This is a genomic window from Pseudomonas sp. NC02, from assembly GCF_002874965.1.
Classification (GTDB): domain Bacteria; phylum Pseudomonadota; class Gammaproteobacteria; order Pseudomonadales; family Pseudomonadaceae; genus Aquipseudomonas.
Genome location: NZ_CP025624.1, coordinates 5,309,332 through 5,324,093 on the forward strand (window position 1 = coordinate 5,309,332; position 14,762 = coordinate 5,324,093).

At 60.7% G+C, this 14,762-nt stretch carries 17 protein-coding genes and 1 pseudogene; 10 read left to right on the forward strand and 8 right to left on the reverse strand.

Annotation, left to right across the window (positions count from 1 at the left end; genetic code table 11):
• Nucleotides 1-20 precede the first annotated feature (20 nt).
• Both C0058_RS24875 and C0058_RS24880 read right to left on the reverse strand, forming a co-directional pair.
• The gene (locus tag C0058_RS24875; RefSeq protein ID WP_003213107.1) at nucleotides 21-365 is read right to left on the reverse strand and encodes a YciI family protein; all 345 of its coding nucleotides are present in this window, start codon (nucleotides 363-365) and stop codon (nucleotides 21-23) included.
• Nucleotides 366-407: 42 nt separating this feature from the next.
• Nucleotides 408-827: a nuclear transport factor 2 family protein gene (locus C0058_RS24880; RefSeq protein WP_003213104.1), complete on the reverse strand. Its 420-nt coding sequence runs from the start codon at nucleotides 825-827 to the stop codon at nucleotides 408-410.
• A 146-nt stretch (nucleotides 828-973) separates the two neighbouring features.
• Here C0058_RS24880 and C0058_RS24885 point away from each other — a divergent pair, with 146 nt between their 5' ends.
• Together C0058_RS24885 and C0058_RS24890 are read left to right on the forward strand one after the other, a co-directional pair.
• Nucleotides 974-1,459 (forward strand): N-acetyltransferase, encoded by a 486-nt coding sequence (locus tag C0058_RS24885; protein ID WP_102369746.1) that lies wholly within the window; start codon nucleotides 974-976, stop codon nucleotides 1,457-1,459.
• Nucleotides 1,460-1,479: 20 nt separating this feature from the next.
• Nucleotides 1,480-2,085, forward strand: a complete 606-nt coding sequence (locus C0058_RS24890) for a pyridoxamine 5'-phosphate oxidase family protein (protein WP_063027754.1) — start codon at nucleotides 1,480-1,482, stop codon at nucleotides 2,083-2,085.
• A 46-nt stretch (nucleotides 2,086-2,131) separates the two neighbouring features.
• On the opposite strand, the gene C0058_RS24895 is transcribed toward C0058_RS24890, so the two are convergent.
• Nucleotides 2,132-2,617 (reverse strand): GyrI-like domain-containing protein, encoded by a 486-nt coding sequence (locus tag C0058_RS24895; RefSeq protein ID WP_102369747.1) that lies wholly within the window; start codon nucleotides 2,615-2,617, stop codon nucleotides 2,132-2,134.
• Between the two features lie 196 nt (nucleotides 2,618-2,813).
• Between C0058_RS24895 and alaC the strand changes: the two genes are divergently transcribed.
• Nucleotides 2,814-4,031 carry an alanine transaminase gene (gene alaC, locus C0058_RS24900; protein WP_003213096.1) on the forward strand — a complete coding sequence of 406 codons (1,218 nt, stop codon included), beginning with the start codon at nucleotides 2,814-2,816 and terminating at the stop codon, nucleotides 4,029-4,031.
• Nucleotides 4,032-4,165: 134 nt separating this feature from the next.
• Here alaC and C0058_RS24905 read toward each other — a convergent pair whose 3' ends face one another.
• Together C0058_RS24905 and C0058_RS24910 are read right to left on the reverse strand one after the other, a co-directional pair.
• Nucleotides 4,166-5,521 carry a GntP family permease gene (locus C0058_RS24905; protein ID WP_102369748.1) on the reverse strand — a complete coding sequence of 452 codons (1,356 nt, stop codon included), beginning with the start codon at nucleotides 5,519-5,521 and terminating at the stop codon, nucleotides 4,166-4,168.
• A gap of 84 nt (nucleotides 5,522-5,605) precedes the next feature.
• Entirely contained in the window at nucleotides 5,606-6,139 is a 534-nt protein-coding gene (locus tag C0058_RS24910) for a gluconokinase (RefSeq protein ID WP_087693163.1), read from the reverse strand.
• 212 nt (nucleotides 6,140-6,351) lie between these two features.
• On the opposite strand from C0058_RS24910, the gene C0058_RS24915 reads away from it, so the two are divergent.
• The 6 genes from C0058_RS24915 to C0058_RS24945 all read left to right on the forward strand — a co-directional run bounded on the left by C0058_RS24915 (nucleotide 6,352) and on the right by C0058_RS24945 (nucleotide 11,613).
• On the forward strand, nucleotides 6,352-7,383 hold the full coding sequence (locus C0058_RS24915; RefSeq protein ID WP_167665540.1) for a LacI family DNA-binding transcriptional regulator: 1,032 nt from the start codon (nucleotides 6,352-6,354) through the stop codon (nucleotides 7,381-7,383).
• A gap of 341 nt (nucleotides 7,384-7,724) precedes the next feature.
• A complete protein-coding gene (locus C0058_RS24920; RefSeq protein ID WP_003213089.1) occupies nucleotides 7,725-7,961 on the forward strand; it encodes a DUF6124 family protein in 237 nt (78 codons plus the stop codon).
• 199 nt (nucleotides 7,962-8,160) lie between these two features.
• Nucleotides 8,161-8,793, forward strand: coding sequence for a glutathione S-transferase family protein (locus C0058_RS24930; protein WP_102369750.1), 633 nt, complete (start codon nucleotides 8,161-8,163; stop codon nucleotides 8,791-8,793).
• Between the two features lie 16 nt (nucleotides 8,794-8,809).
• Nucleotides 8,810-9,547: an NAD(P)-dependent oxidoreductase gene (locus tag C0058_RS24935; protein ID WP_102369751.1), complete on the forward strand. Its 738-nt coding sequence runs from the start codon at nucleotides 8,810-8,812 to the stop codon at nucleotides 9,545-9,547.
• A gap of 11 nt (nucleotides 9,548-9,558) precedes the next feature.
• On the forward strand, nucleotides 9,559-10,968 hold the full coding sequence (locus C0058_RS24940) for an MFS transporter (protein ID WP_087693167.1): 1,410 nt from the start codon (nucleotides 9,559-9,561) through the stop codon (nucleotides 10,966-10,968).
• Between the two features lie 135 nt (nucleotides 10,969-11,103).
• Nucleotides 11,104-11,613 carry a hypothetical protein gene (locus C0058_RS24945; protein ID WP_102369752.1) on the forward strand — a complete coding sequence of 170 codons (510 nt, stop codon included), beginning with the start codon at nucleotides 11,104-11,106 and terminating at the stop codon, nucleotides 11,611-11,613.
• A 75-nt stretch (nucleotides 11,614-11,688) separates the two neighbouring features.
• Here C0058_RS24945 and C0058_RS33305 read toward each other — a convergent pair whose 3' ends face one another.
• The 3 genes and pseudogenes from C0058_RS33305 to C0058_RS24955 all read right to left on the reverse strand — a co-directional run bounded on the left by C0058_RS33305 (nucleotide 11,689) and on the right by C0058_RS24955 (nucleotide 14,045).
• Entirely contained in the window at nucleotides 11,689-12,261 is a 573-nt protein-coding gene (locus C0058_RS33305; protein WP_371132976.1) for a methyl-accepting chemotaxis protein, read from the reverse strand.
• Between the two features lie 18 nt (nucleotides 12,262-12,279).
• Nucleotides 12,280-13,008 (reverse strand): annotated as a pseudogene (locus C0058_RS33310) (PAS domain-containing protein); the annotation flags it as partial.
• A 167-nt stretch (nucleotides 13,009-13,175) separates the two neighbouring features.
• Entirely contained in the window at nucleotides 13,176-14,045 is an 870-nt protein-coding gene (locus C0058_RS24955; RefSeq protein WP_102369753.1) for a LysR family transcriptional regulator, read from the reverse strand.
• Nucleotides 14,046-14,143: 98 nt separating this feature from the next.
• Here C0058_RS24955 and gstA point away from each other — a divergent pair, with 98 nt between their 5' ends.
• Nucleotides 14,144-14,746 carry a glutathione transferase GstA gene (gstA, locus tag C0058_RS24960; RefSeq protein ID WP_003213075.1) on the forward strand — a complete coding sequence of 201 codons (603 nt, stop codon included), beginning with the start codon at nucleotides 14,144-14,146 and terminating at the stop codon, nucleotides 14,744-14,746.
• Nucleotides 14,747-14,762: the final 16 nt, after the last annotated feature.

Below are 14,762 nucleotides of genomic sequence, written 5' to 3' on the forward strand. Positions count from 1 at the left end.
CCTGGGTTTTATTGTTGTGATCAGAGATTCAATTCACGCACTGGGCGCACTTCCACACTGCCGACCCGGGCCGCCGGTATGCCGCCGGCCACCTGGATCGCTTCATTCAGGTCCTTGGCTTCGATCAGGTAAAACCCGGCGAGCTGCTCCTTGGTTTCGGCAAACGGCCCGTCGGTGATCGACAACTTGCCATTGCGCATGCGCACGGTGGTGGCGGTGCTCACCGACTCCAGCGGTTCGGCGGCGAGCATGCGCCCGCTGGCCTGCACGGACTGGCCATAGGCGAAACATTCCGGGTCCTTGGGGCTGTCGGGCGAATCGTGCAGCACCTGTTCGTTGCTATAGATCAGGCAGAGGTATTTCATGGGATTCTCCGTTTTCGGACAACTGACTATAGTTCGCGGCGCTCAAGGTTTCAGGTCGAACAGACCGGCGCCGGTTTCCATGTCGAACGGTGCCGACCAATGTTCATGCACCACTTTCCACTCGCCGCCAACGCGTTGGTAGCCGGCGCTGACGCGCATCCAGCAGGTCTTGAGTACGCCGTCGGGCCCGGTGCCGCCACAGTGCGCGAGCCAGTGGGCAAAGGCGCTGTTATCGCCGGCGACGATACGCATCTCATGGAAGTCAAAGACCCCAGGGCCCGGGCAGAACTCCATGCACGCCTTCCAGTGCGCCTGATAGGCGGCCTTGCCCTTGAACTGCAGGGCGCTAACGGCGTCGAACGCGACGATATCGTCGGCGTAAAAGCTGACTATTTTCTCGACATCCTTGGCGGTGACCGCCTGTTTCCATTGTTCGATCAAGCTGCTGATTGCGGTGCTCATGGCGATACTCCTTGCGGGAAAAATCACTGAAGACCCCCTTAGTCGACTGAGCCCCGGGCCAATCGACAGTCCCGCAAAAAATAATTGCGACTACCGCAAACCCGCTAGAATCCGCGCTTCTTTGTAGGATTTCGGATGCTACGCCGATGGAAACCCGCCTCGTCGCCTATCAGACGTTGACTGCCCTGCAACAACAGCAACTCAACGCCCTGGAAGTGCATCCCGAACAACTGGGTTTTTCCGGCGATATCTACTGTGCGCTGAACACCCTGCTGGTCAATCCGAATCCCGGCGTGGCAGGCTTTGCGTTACTCGCCGACGCGATTCCCGTGGCCTTCCTGCTGCTCAAACGCCCACCCTGCCTGCCCCATTGGGCGGATGAACACAGCGCCACGCTGCACGCGTTGCAAGTCGATCGCCATCAGCAAGGCCTGGGGTTTGGCAAAGCCTGCCTGCAAGCCCTCCCCGCCGCCGCGCGCCTGGTCTGGCCGCAGATCAAGGCACTGGAGCTGTCGGTGGACACGGATAATGTGGCGGCGATGGGGCTGTATTTGCAGCAGGGCTGGGTGGACAGCGGGGAGGCGTATAAGGGGCGGATTGGGTATGAGCGCCGGTTGGCGTGGGTGTTTTAAACAATAAGGAGCTGGTGAAGATGCTAACAACCCTGGAACAACTCGAATCCCTCTACGGCCTGCCCCACGAACGGGCCGTGCGCAAGGAAATCCCGTTTCTCAACGAGGATTACCAGGCCATGGTCCGCGCGTCACCCTTGGTGGTGGTGAGTTCATCCGGCCCGGACGGCATCGACGGTTCGCCCCGTGGCGACGTGCCAGGTTTTGTACGAATCATCGACGAGCGCACGTTGGCGATTCCGGATCGGCCGGGGAATAACCGCCTCGACACCCTGCGTAATCTGGTGGTGGACCCGCGTATAGCGTTGCTGTTCATCATCCCGGGCATTGGCGAGACGTTGCGGGTCAATGGCCGGGCGCAGATTTCCATCGAGCCTGAGTTGCTGGAGAGCTTTGCGGTAAATGGCAAAGCGGCCCGTTCGGTGATTCTGGTGCAGGTGGAGGCGGCGTATTTCCATTGCTCCAAAGCCTTTGTGCGCTCCGATTGCTGGAACCCGGAAAAGCACTTGGATCGCTCGGCACTGCCCTCCGCCGGGGCGTTTCACAAGCGCTTGAATGATGGGGCGTTCGACGCCGAAGCCTATGACCGCGAGATGCCGGAGCGGGTCAAGGCCACGCTGTATTGAGAGGCCATTGCAGGAGCGAACGTGCTCGCTCCTGCCGGTGGCGCGGTCAGGCGGATTCGGCGTTGATCGGGATCCAGATTTCCACGGAGCCCGTGCCTTTACCCACATCGAAATCGGCGCTGTAGCGCTCAAAATCAGCCCCGACCACCTTGTACCCGGAGACCGGCAGCCATTCGAACATGATGCGTTCATAGGTCTGCGCCAGCGCCTGCACCGGGCCAAAATGCGGGAACACGGCATAGCGATGGGCCGGGATTTCAATCGACTGGAAGTTGCTCGGTACATCGCCCTTGGCCGGTACTTCAACGCCGGCCAGGTAGTCAAATTCATCGTGTTTGGCGTTGTGGCACACGCCATAGGTTACGCCGCCGACGCGTTTCTTGATCTCTTTGAAGCAGCTGTCGAACAGCTCCCACAACTTGGGAATATCGCCAATCGTGGCCTTTGAATAACGCCCTTGCACACCCGCGATCACCAGGGCCTTGCCCTCTTCCATGCGCGGCTGTAACGGCAGTTTTGTCTGTTGATCCATCTGAACAGTCTCCTTCTTATGAGGGAACAAACCCGCGTCGAGTATAGGGGCATATCCCCGTCGCACTCCAAACAGAAATTTTTCCCACAGCATCTGGACAATTGGCCATCACCGACCGTATTGTCTGCCCCGCAGGCCACCGCAGTGGCCGACGTCGCTCGGACGGTTCCGGGCGCTTACGTATTTCGAGGCAACAATGGCCGAACCCCGTTCGCCGCGCCGCTTTGCGCGCATAGATCGACTCCCCCCTTACGTGTTCAATATCACTGCCGAGTTGAAGATGGCTGCGCGTCGGCGCGGCGAAGACATCATCGACTTGAGCATGGGTAACCCGGACGGCGCCACTCCACCGCACATCGTGGAAAAAATGGTCACCGTCGCCCAACGCGAAGACACCCACGGTTACTCCACTTCCAAAGGCATTCCGCGGCTGCGCCGGGCGATTTCGCGCTGGTACAAAGACCGCTACGAAGTGGACATCGACCCGGAAACCGAAGCCATCGTGACCATCGGTTCCAAGGAAGGCCTGGCGCACTTGATGCTGGCCACCCTGGACCAGGGCGACACGGTGCTGGTGCCCAACCCCAGCTACCCGATTCACATCTACGGTGCCGTGATTGCCGGCGCCCAGGTGCGTTCGGTGCCGCTGATTCCGGGGGTGGACTTCTTCGCTGAACTGGAACGTGCGATTCGTGGCTCGATCCCCAAGCCGAAGATGATGATCCTCGGCTTCCCGTCCAACCCCACCGCACAGTGCGTGGAGCTGGACTTCTTCGAACGGGTGATCGCCCTGGCCAAGCAGTACGACGTGCTGGTGGTGCATGACCTGGCCTACGCCGACATCGTCTACGACGGCTGGAAAGCTCCGTCGATCATGCAAGTGCCGGGCGCCAAGGATATCGCGGTGGAGTTTTTCACCCTGTCCAAGAGCTACAACATGGCCGGCTGGCGCATCGGTTTCATGGTGGGCAACCCGGAACTGGTCAACGCCCTGGCGCGGATCAAGAGTTACCACGACTACGGCACCTTCACCCCGCTGCAAGTCGCGGCGATTGCGGCGCTGGAAGGCGATCAGCAGTGCGTGAAAGACATTGCCGAGCAGTACCGCCAGCGCCGTAACGTGCTGGTGAAAGGCCTGCATGAGCTGGGCTGGATGGTCGAGAACCCGAAGGCGTCGATGTACGTCTGGGCGAAGATTCCCGAGGCGTATGCCGCGATGGGCTCGCTGGAGTTTGCCAAGAAGCTGCTGCTTGAGGCGAAGGTGTGTGTGTCGCCGGGGATTGGCTTTGGTGAGTATGGTGACGACCACGTGCGCTTTGCACTGATCGAAAACCAGGACCGGATTCGCCAGGCGGTGCGGGGCATCCGGGCGATGTTCCGGGCGGATGGGCTGGTCAAGAAAGCTGACGCCTGACCCGATCCAACGGCAGGAATGATCGTTCCCACGCTCTGCGTGGGAATGCCGCCTTGGACGCTCTGCGTCCGCTTGTGACGCGGAGCGTCACAGGATGCGTTCCCACGCGGAGCGTGGGAACGATCACTTACCGCCTAGACCACCAGCGACAGCAACATGATAAAGCCCAACGCCACCACCGACAGAATGGTCTCCATCGCCGTCCAGGTCTTGAACGTCTCGGCCACGGTCATATTGAAGTACTGCTTCACCAGCCAGAACCCCGCATCGTTGACGTGAGACAGCACCAGCGAGCCCGCCCCCGTCGCCAATACCAGCAACTCGCGGTTCACCCCCGGAATCATCCCCACCACCGGCACCACAATGCCGGCACCGGTAATGGTCGCCACCGTCGCAGAACCGGTAGCCACACGAATCACCGCCGCCACCAGCCAGGCCAGCAGGATCGGGTTGATCTGCGCGGTCACCGCCATATGGCCGATCACATCACCTACGCCGCTGGTCACCAGCATCTGCTTGAAGCCACCACCGGCGCCGATGATCAGGATGATCGCAGCCGTCGGCGCCAGGCTGGCGTCGAGCAGCTTGAGGATTTGCTTGGAGCCAATGCCCTGGCGATGGCCAAAGGTGTACAGCGACAACAGCAAGGCCAGCAGCAAGGCGGTGATCGGGTGACCGATCATGTCCATCCAGTTGCGGATCACGTGGCCGTCCGGCAGGGCGACGTCGGCGAAGGTTTTCAGCAACATCAGGAACACCGGCAACAGCACGGTGATCAGGGTGATGCTGAAGCTCGGCAGGGTCTTGGATTCCGGTTGCTCACTGGCCAGTTGGTCTACCAGTTCCTGGGACGGGTTGCCCGGAATGTACTTGGCGATAAACGAACCGTAGAGCGGGCCGGCGATGATCGCCGTAGGCAGCGCGACGATCAGGCCGTAGAGAATGGTCTTGCCGATGTCGGCACCGAACACGCCGATCGCCAGCAGCGGGCCCGGGTGCGGTGGCACCAGGCCGTGCACCGCCGACAGGCCGGCCAGCAGCGGAATGCCGATCTTGATCAGCGACACACCGGTACGGCGCGCAACGATAAACACCAGCGGGATCAGCAACACAAAACCGATCTCGAAGAACAGCGGAATGCCCACCAGGAACGCGGCGAACATCATTGCCCACTGCACCTTCTCCTTGCCGAAGGCCCGCACCAGGGTTTGCGCGATCTGATCGGCACCGCCGGAATCGGCCATCATCTTGCCGAGCATCGTACCCAGCGCGAGGATAATCCCGACAAAGCCGAGCACCCCGCCGAAGCCGTCCTGGAAGGCCTTGATGATCTTGTCCACGGGCATGCCCGAGGTCAGGCCGAGAAAGCCTGCGGCGATGATCAGCGCAATGAACGGGTGGACTCTGAACCGGGTGATCAACACGATCAGGCCGATGATGGTCACCACTGCATCGAGCAGCAGATAGGTATCGTGGGACAAGCCAAACATGGGGGTCTCTCCTGTTTGTTGTTGTTATTAAAGCCGGTAAAAAATTCAGTGCAGGCGGACAGCGCTATCTTGTCCGGCAAAAAATTATTTGTTTGGTTCAAAGCCGTGTTCGAGCCACCAGGCATTGGTTTGCTCGGCCAGTTCTTCAACGCTGTCTTCACTGGCGTTCAGCGCCAGGGTCAACGGCTCGCCCACCGGGGATTCCAGGGTGGCGAACTGGCTGTCGATCAGGCTGGCCGGCATGAAATGGCCGGGGCGATGGGATACACGGTCGGCGGCGACTTCGCGGGTCAGCTCCAGAAACACAAACCCCAGGCCCGGCGCGGCTTCGCGCAGGTGGTCGCGGTATTTCTTCTTCAGGGCCGAACAGGTGAGCACCGGATGCTCGCCGGCCTTGAGCGAGCGGCGCAGCTCATCGCACAGGATGTCGAGCCAGCCGGCGCGGTCTTCGTCGTTAAGGGGATGGCCGGCGCTCATCTTCTCGATGTTCGCGGCGGGGTGAAAGCTGTCGCCTTCGATGGCGGTGGCGCCGTTCAGCAGGCACAGGGCCTCGCTGACGCTGGACTTGCCACAGCCGGAAACACCCATGATCACGAGGGCAGTAACAGGTTGACTCATGAAACACCTCAAGACGCAGATAGCGCTACCTTTGCACGCTGTAAGGCTAGTGCAAAAACAGGCTTTTCCCGCGCCGTCTTGTCATTTTTATGGAGTGACGCGTGCATCTGCTCCAAAGGTTTGAACGGGAACAGGCATCCCGACGTTCAAGAATTTGCAGGGTCTTGGAGACAGCGCTACCTTAGTGCCTCGATTTTTGTTTGGCAAGCCGCCTGATGACTCCCAAGAACGATAAAAATACCCGCACCACGGGCCGCCCTACCCTCAATGAAGTGGCCCGCCTGGCTGGCGTGAGCCCGATTACCGCCTCCCGGGCCTTGCGCGGCATCAGCACCGTGGCCACCGAACTGGTGGAAAAAGTGCAAAAAGCCGCCGCCGAACTGAGCTACGTGGTCAACCCCGCCGCCCGTGCCCTGGCATCTGCCCAGAGCCAGTCGGTGGTGGTGTTGGTGCCGTCGCTGTCCAACCTGCTGTTTATCGAAACCCTGGAAGCCATCCACCAGGTGCTGCGGCCCAAGGGCTTTGAAGTGCTGATCGGCAACACCCACTATTCCCGCGACGAAGAAGAAGACCTGCTGCGCAACTACATGGCCTACCAGCCACGGGGTTTGCTGCTGACCGGGTTTGACCGTACGGAAAGTGCCCGGCGCATGGTGGAATCGAGCAACGTGCCGTGTGTGTACATGATGGACCTGGACCCGGGCGCCGGACTGAACTGCGTAGGATTTTCGCAGTTGAACGCCGGGGAAACAGCGGCGGCGCATTTGATCTCACGGGGGCGCAAGCGGTTGGCCTACATTGGCGCTCAGTTGGACCAGCGCACGTTGTTGCGCGGTGAGGGTTTCAGGCGCGCTCTGCAACAGGCGGGGTTGTATGACCCTGCGCTGGAAGTGTTGACGCCACGGCCATCGTCGCTGGGCCTGGGTGGTGAATTGTTCCTGCAGTTGCTGGCCAGCCATCCGGATGTGGACGCGATCTTCTTTGGCAACGACGACCTGGCTCAAGGTGCGCTGCTGGAAGCGCTGCGCCATGGCATCAAGGTGCCGGAGCAGATCTCGGTGCTGGGCTTCAACGACCTGCCGTCTTCCTCGTTCATGGTGCCGCGTTTGAGCAGCATCAGCACCCCGCGTGAAGCCATTGGCCGGCGGGCAGCCGAGCATTTGTTGACGGTGATGGCCGGCAACAAGATCGCCCGGCCGGTGGTGGACATGGGGTTTGAGTTGAAGGTGCGCGAGAGTACCTAGGCGGTAGCTGTAGGAAGTGGCTGGTGTTGATGGCAGCGCCTTGCTCCGTTACCTACAGGTACGTCAGAATCCGCCGGCTTGTGCGCCTGGGTAGGGCTCTCTAAGGTTGCCCGGTCGCTGAATTTCTCAGTGATCGGGTTTAGTAGCCCGAGCAACCCCTCACAAATGTGCATGAGCTTCATCTATCGGACTTACCTGTCTGTGCTTGATGGTGGCTGTGCGCAGGGCGCCCTCGTGGCGCGCCGGGTTTTGTGAGGGTCTACCGGTCTACTAACCTGCGTGCAGCCGCCACCCTTTCGTTTAGTAGCGATCAGGTGGTGGCCCAGTTAGAGAACTCACCTATGTTCAAAGCAACTCCAAATCCTCCCGCCTTATTCACCGTCAGCCCCGACGCCAGCAGCGAAAGCCTGATCGCCAACAGCTACGAGACGTTTTCCTCGGTCAGCACGTTATTGCTCGACCTGTCTGATGAACTCACCGGCAAAGACCGCGACACCGCATTGGCGATTCACCAGTTGAGTGAGTTGGGCGTATTGCTGATGGGCAAGCTGATGGACCAGGAATCACCACTGATCTAACAGACCGCACGCGGTCAAACTGTGGGAGCGGGCTTGCTCGCGAATGCGGTGTGTCAGCCGAGCTTTCCATCACTGATACACCGCATTCGCGAGCAAGCCCGCTCCCACATTTTTGATCCTGCCCACTTAACAACCTCGCCGTGCCTTCTGGCCCCTGCTAAATTGCCCCCTGCCTTCTCACCCTCGTCAGGAAAGCACCATGGGCCATTCGCTGAAAATCCTCGGTCGCACTTCTTCCATCAACGTGCGAAAAGTCCTGTGGACCTGCCAGGAACTGGATATCCCCTACGACCGCGAAGATTGGGGCATCGGCTTCGCCTCCACCCAGTCCCCCGAATTCCTGGCCCTGAACCCCAACGCCCAAGTCCCGGTGATCATCGACGACAACGGCGTGCTGTGGGAATCCAATACCATCTGCCGCTACCTCGTGGGCCTGCACCAACGCCACGACCTGTTGCCTGTCGAGCCGGCAGCCCGGGCCAGAGTCGAGCAATGGATAGACTGGCAAGCCATCGAACTCAACCGTTCCTGGGGTGCTGCGTTTACCGCCCTGGTGCGCAACAACCCGGACGGCCTGGACGCGCCAGCCATCGCCGCCGCGGTAAAGGCCTGGAACGACAAGATGGGCCTGCTCGAAGAACAACTGATCAAAACCGGTGCCTACGTCGCCGGTAAAGACTTCACATTGGCCGACATCCTCATCGGCCTGTCGGTGCACCGCTGGTGGATGACGCCCATGGAGCATCCGTCCTACCCGGCGGTCAGCGCCTACTACGAAACCCTCAGCCAACGCCCCGGCTTCAAAACCTTCGCCCTCGACGGCCACAACTAAAAACAAGGACTACCCAATGAACGGACTCAACGTACTACTCACCGGCGCCTGCGGCCGCATCGGCAAGACGTTTTTCCAAGCCTCGAAAGACCGCTACCGCTTCACCCTCACCGACCGCATCGAGCCGGATTTCGCCCTCGGCGAGCACCGTTTCATCCCCGCCGACCTGAGCGACAAAACCGCCCTCGCCGCCCTGCTCGACGGGATTGACGTGATCGTGCACCTGTCGGGCATCCCCCACGCCAGCGCGACCTTCGACGAGTTGTTGCCCAACAATATCCTGGCCACCACCTACCTGTTCGAAGCTGCCGTGGCCGCAGGTGTGAAGCGCCTGGTGTTCGCCAGCAGTGCCCAGACCATCGAAGGCTACCCGGTAGACCGGCAGATCACGCCGGGCATGCCGGTACTGCCCGCCAACCTGTACGGCGTGAGCAAATGCTACGGCGAAGCCCTGTGCGGTTTTTACGCGGCCAAAACCCCGCTCTCCACCATCGCCCTGCGCATCGGTGCGTTTGAATTCCCCGAAACCCACGACCTGAACAACGCCCGCGACCTCAGCGCCTGGCTCAGCCCCCGCGACGCCGTGCAACTGCTACAACGCTCGGTGGAAACCATCGGGGTGAAACACCTGATCGCCCATGGCATTTCCAATAACCGTTTCAAACGCCTGGACCTCAGCGAAACAACCCGTGTGCTGGGTTACCAACCGGTGGATGATGCGTTCCAGGAATTCGAGATCCCGATCACTTACTGAGTCTTCTGCCCATGTCTTCACCCTCTCTTGCAGACGGTATCGACCCGATCCGCGCCGCGCACATCAGCGCGCGCATTGATCGGTTGCCCGCCGTCGCCACTGTCTGGCGCCTGGTGGCGCTGCTGTCGATTGGCGGCTTTTTCGAGCTGTATGACTTGTTCCAGACTGCCTATATCAGCCCCGGCCTGATCAGTGACGGAATTTTCCACACCGGCAGCCAGGGCGTATTCGGCTTCTCCGACCAGGCGGCCTTTGCCTCGGCGACCTTTCTCGGCCTGTTCCTCGGCGCCAGCCTGCTCAGCCCGATTGCCGACCGCTACGGGCGCCGGGCGATCTTCACCTTTGCGTTGATCTGGTACACCGTCGCCACGGTGTTGATGGGTATCCAGACCTCCGCCCTGGGCATCATCTGCATGCGCTTCCTGGTGGGCATTGGTTTAGGCATCGAGCTGGTGACCATCGACGCCTACCTCTCGGAACTGGTGCCCAAGCGCATGCGCAGCTCGGCGTTTGCCTTTGCGTTTTTCATCCAGTTCCTGTCGGTGCCGGCGGTGGCGTTGATGTCGTGGTGGCTGGTACCCCAGGCACCGTTCGGGATTTCCGGCTGGCGCTGGGTAGTGGTGAGCAGTGCGGTATTTGCGCTGTTTATCTGGCAACTGCGCAAGCGCCTGCCGGAATCGCCGCGCTGGCTCGCACAAAAAGGCCGTTTCGACGAAGCCGGGCAAATCATGGACAACCTCGAAGCGCGCTGCCGGAAAGACCACGGCAAGCCACTCGATGAGCCGGAACCGCAAGCCGTCAGCGTGCAGGGCCAAGGGCGCTTCGCCGATATCTGGCAACCGCCGTACCGGCGCCGGGCGTTGATGCTGATTGTGTTTCATGTGTTCCAGGCCATCGGCTTTTTTGGCTTCGGCAACTGGCTGCCGGCCCTGCTCTCGGGCCAGGGCGTGAGCGTCACTCACAGCCTGGGCTATGCCTTCATCATCACCCTCGCCTACCCGTTGGGGCCGCTGCTGTTTGTGAAGGTGGCGAACCGGTTTGAGAACAAATGGCAGATTGTCGGCTCGGCGCTCGGCGCGGTGATCTTCGGCAGTTTGTTCGCGCTGCAAACCACCGCCGTGGGCCTGGTGATCTGCGGGGTGATGATCACCTTCTGCAACGCCTGGCTGAGTTTCAGTTATCACTCCTACCAGAGCGAACTGTTCCCCACCAACATCCGCGCCCGGGCGGTGGGTTTCTGCTATTCGTTCAGCCGGTTGTCGACGGTGTTCAGCAGCCTGTTGATCGGTGTGATCCTCGAACACCTCGGCACGCCCGGCGTGTTGGCGTTTATCGCCAGCAGCATGTTGATCGTGATGATCACCATCAGTTGGTTCGGCCCGCGCACCCGCAACCTGGCGCTGGAGAACATTGCCCACTAGCGGCAAACAATGGCCGTCGGCACGCCAACGCTTGCCGACGGTAGCGGCCAAAAGCCCCGTAAACACGGGGCCATACCACTGGGCACGCTAATTGCTCCACCTGTGGCACCGCCCACATCCACAGGTGTCCTGATCATGCTGATCAACAACAACCCCCAGGCTCAGTCGACGATCCAACGCATCAAGCGCGCAGACATGGACCCGGCCAACGCCGCGGCCAGCGCGCTGTACAGCGGTGCCGCGCAAAACGTGCAACAGGGCACTACCACTGTATCGACCACACAGGCAGCGGCCGACGCCACTGCCGACAACATCAACGCCGCCTTCGCCAAGACCCGTGTGCAGTTGCAAGCCACCACCGCAACCGCCTCGACCACCGATACGGCCAAGACTGACTCCACCACGTCGGCCCGCAGTGACTTCACCGACTACATGAAAAAAAGCCCGGCCGAGCGCATCCGCGAGCAACTGCTCAAGGAACAGGGTTTGACCGAGGACGATGTGAAGAACATGCCTCAGGACAAGCAGGATGCTATTTCCAAGGAAGTTGCAGAACGCCTGAAAGAGCAGCAGACGCAGCAGGTAGCGGCGAAGACGGCTGACCCGCAGGCGCAGAACGTGAAAGAAACCCTGGCTGCGATCTAAGCCACACCACAAACCAAATGTGGGAGCGAGCAAGCCCGCTCCCACACAAGCTCATTCCACATTTGATCTGCGGTGTTACTGCAATTGCAGTGTCGAGTTGAACTGACTGATCGCATCCACCACATGCCGTGACCCTTCCTGAATCTCCAGGATCACCTGCCCCGCCTCATTCGCCAGTTCCACCCCAAGCCCCGTGCGGCTCAGGCTCGACTGCATGCTCGACACCGCGCTGATCGACAGGTCGTGGTTCTTGCGCACCACATCCACAATCTCGATCGTCGCCTGGCTGGTTCGCGCCGCCAAACTGCGCACCTCATCCGCCACCACCGCAAACCCGCGCCCATGCTCGCCCGCCCGGGCCGCTTCGATCGCCGCATTCAGCGCCAGCAGGTTGGTCTGGTCGGCGATGCCGCGGATGGTCTGGACGATGGTGCCGATGATGTCCGACTGCTTGCTCACTGCGTCGATGCTCACGGCCGCTTCGTTAAGGTCACGGGAAATTTCTTCGATGATCTGCACGGTCTGCTGCACCACTTCCGAACCCTTGCGGGCGCAGGCGTCGTTTTGCACCGAGGTGGCGTGAGCCGAGTCGGCAGCCGTGCGCAAGGTGGTGACCTGGTCGGTGATGTCGCTGGCGAACTTCACCACTTTGTACAGGCGCCCGTTGGCATCGAAGATCGGGTTGTAGGAGGCTTCCAGGAACAGCGTTTGGCCGAATTTATCTTTGCGCTCAAAGCGGTGGGAGTGATATTCGCCGCGGTTGAGCGAGGCCCAGAATGCCTTGTAGGCCGGCGAATCGGTCTCACCGCGATGACAAAACAGACTGTGGTGCTGGCCGACGATTTCACTGAGGGAATACTTCACCGTCTTCAGGAAGTTGTCGTTGGCATTCAGGATCTGGCCTTGCGGGGTGAATTCAATGACCGCCATGGAGCGGCCGATGGCGTCGATCAGGCTCTGGTTTTCATGCTCGCGGTGAATCCGCGCCGAGATGTCCGAGGCCACCTTGATCACGCTCTGCACCTGGTTGTCGGCACCGATTACCGGCATGTAACTGGCCTCCAGCCACACTTCCTGGCCATGCTTGTTCAACCGCATGAAGGTGCCACTGAGGGGCTCGCCCCGCGCCAGGTCGCGCCAGAGTTTGGCGTAGGCATCGGTGTGGGTGTAGGCCTCTTCGCAGAAAATCCGGTGATGCTTGCCGCGAATTTCTTCGGCGCGGTAGCCCATGGTCTTGCAGAAGTTTTCATTGGCATCCAGCACGATGCCATCGCGATCAAACTCGATCATTGCCATGGAACGGCTGATGGCGGCCAATTTGGCTTTGGCTTCGGTAAGGGCGCAGGAGAAACGTTCGATTTCCAGCAGGTCGGATTTGTGTTGGCGGTTGAACATGTCAGATCACCCTTTATTTTCCCGACGCCCAGGCGGGCGCATTCCATTCACGGTTTGAATCTTGATCGCAGACCTTTATGGAGAAACCTATCCGAAACGCTTTATATGCCGAGCGTCATCAACGGTTCTGGGTGAGCATAGACAGGCGTTGGCGCTATGCAAGGCCACTAGTCAGCCAGCATTTGCAACAAAGCATTAACCACTGCGGAGGGCGGTTGGTGGCGTGATGTCACCAACGCAAACTCGCGATGCACCGGCTCCGCCAGCGGCATGATGCGCAAGCCGTGGCGCTGGGCCGGCAGGGTCATCTCGGGCACCAGCGTCACTCCCACGCCTTCACGCACCAGGCTGAAAGCGCTGTTCCATTCGCGCACTTCCACCCGCACCTCGCGCAGCACCAGGCCGGCTTCCTGCGCCAGGCTGCGGGCGTTGACGGTGCAGCCGCCGGTGGCAAGCACGAACGGTTGCTCCACCAACTCTTCCAGCGTGACCGTTGCCTGTGCCGGGCGCCGGGAAAACCCGTGGGCCATCGGCAGCACCGCCACCCAGTTATCGCGCCCCAGCACGGCGGCACTGCGCTCGGACGGCGGGTTGAGCACCACGCCCAGGTCGATCAGATTCGCGTCGAGCAAGGTGTTCACTTCATCGTCGGTCACTTCCAGGGCCGTGACCTCGATGCCGGGGTAAAGCTGGTTGAACCGACGCAGCAGCGGCGGCAGGAACACCGCCAGCACCATGGGGAAACTCGCGATGCGAATCGTCCCACGCAGCATCGGCCGCGCTTCGTCCACGGTGGTGCGAATCGCCTGCAAGGCCCCGAGCATCACCCGCGCCTGCTCGATCACCTGCAGGCCCAGGGCGGTAGGCACGGTCTGACGCGCCTCACGCACAAACAACTGCGCACCGAGGTTGGCCTCCATGGCCGCCATCGCCTGGCTGGCGGCGGACTGAGTCATGCCCACTCGTTCGGAGGCGGCAGTGATGCTGCCGTTGTCCGCCACGGCCACCAGCAGGCGCCAGTGCATCAGGTTCATCATGGCAGTAGCTGTCCTTATGGCAGGATTCTGAAAGATTAATTTTACCCAAGGTGCCATGCCCACGAGACTGAAGGCAACTGTCCTGCGGAGTTGTCCCGATGAAGCTGTATTTTTCCCCGAATGCCTGTTCCCTCGCCTCCCATATCGCGCTGCGGGAATTGGCCCTGCCGTTTGAATTGATTCGCGTCGACAACCAGAAAAAGCTCACGGCTGACGGTGATGATTTCCTGCAGATCAATCCCAAGGGCTATGTAGCCGCACTGCAACTGGACAACGGCGAGGTACTGACCGAAGGTGCCGCCATCCTGCAATACCTGGCCGACCGGGTACCCGCAGCGGGCCTGGCGCCGGCCAATGGCAGCTGGGAGCGGGTGCGTTTGCAGGAGTGGCTGAACTATGTCTCCAGCGAGATTCATGGCGGGCTGGGAGTGTTGTTCAAGGACGCGATTCCCGATGAGGTGAAGGCGCTGTTCAAGGCCACGCTGTTCAAGCGCTTTGCGATTCTGGTGCAGACCCTGGAGCGCCAGGATTACCTGCTGGGCGCGCAGTACTCGGTGGCGGATGCGTACCTGTTTGTGGTGCTGCGCTGGGCGGGGTTGTTTGATATCGACTTGCAGCAGTGGCCGGCGTTGGCGAAGTTTCAGCAGCGGGTCGGTGAACGCCCGGCAGTGATTGCTGCCTTGGCCGCTGAAAATCCATGACCTGAAATGCGATCAA